General features: G+C 67.4%; 1 protein-coding gene. It reads left to right on the top strand.

Features of this window, described 5'->3' with window-relative positions; translation table 11 throughout:
- Positions 1-92: 92 nt before the first annotated feature.
- Positions 93-944 carry a helix-turn-helix transcriptional regulator gene (locus AB0I34_RS44160; RefSeq protein ID WP_360458747.1) on the top strand — a complete coding sequence of 284 codons (852 nt, stop codon included), beginning with the start codon at positions 93-95 and terminating at the stop codon, positions 942-944.
- Positions 945-1,149 lie beyond the last annotated feature (205 nt).

Raw genomic sequence — 1,149 nt, 5'->3', positions numbered from 1 at the left:
CCCGCCTGAACTGACACCGCGGCTGCGGCCGGTTGCGCACGACCTCTCGCGCGGAGGCCTTGTTTCGGATACCGTCTTTGATAATTTCGGTCATGCAGGTCGCCGAACGCCTCCCACTCGACTGGAGCAGCCTGGGCCGGTTCGAACGCGGCGAGATCAAGCCCAAGTACGACGACGTCGCCGCGCTGCTCGACCTCTACCACGTCTTCGACGACCGCCAGCGCGACGTACTGCTCTCCCTCGCCCTGGACGCACGCCACGGCAGCCACTGGGACGTCGACTTCGGCGACGAACTGCCCTACCGCCCCTACGTCAACCTCGCCTGGCTCGAAACCCGCGCCACCGCCATCCGCTACTACGCCACCACCCGCATCCCCGACCTGCTCCAAACCCCCGAGTACACCGCCCGCCTCATCCAAACCCAGATGGGCATCCGCCACCCCACCCCCGAACACCGGGCCGCCGTCGCCGCCCTCAACGCCCGGAAGCAGGCGTTCCGCGACGGCACCAACCGGCTGTCCGCCGTGATCACCGAGACCGCCCTACGGAACCAGGTCGGCGACAGCCACCTGATGGACCAGCAGATCAACCACCTGCACAAACTCGCCCGCCATCCCCGCTACACCATCAACGTCCTGCCCGACGGGCACGAGATCACCGCCCGATACGACACCCCGTTCACCGTCTTCGACATGCCCGACCCCTACCCACCCGTCGCCGTCACCCACAGCCTCGCCGGACGCCTCTACCTCGAACACCCCCGCAGCCTGCGCTTCACCGTCGCCCACGACCACCTCAAAACTGCGGCCCAAACCCACACCAGCCACCAACTTCACACCATCCAACAGCAGACGACGGCGGAGGCAGCCCCGTCCGGAAGCCGAAACGCCAGCGGCCGCGAACCCGCCCCCACCGCCCGGCAATCATCCAGCGTCAAGCCGTGAAGGGGTCCCGTCCAGTACGCCCAAGGCCGCCGACGCCTTCACGCCGATGATCGTGTCCGTGCCCCGGCTCTGGGATCGCGACAAGGTGGGGCGATAGCGACAGTGGCTGGCTGATATCGACGTTTACCTTGGCTGGATCGACGGAGAGGTGGGACTCGTGCTCCCGGTCCGATCGGGGCAGGTTTCCGTGGCGAGGGTGGTCTAC

This window comes from Kribbella sp. NPDC050281 (genome assembly GCF_040655855.1).
Lineage (GTDB): Bacteria > Actinomycetota > Actinomycetes > Propionibacteriales > Kribbellaceae > Kribbella.
Note: the sequence above shows the minus strand (reverse complement) of the source record. Positions and strands in the feature narration are given on the sequence as shown.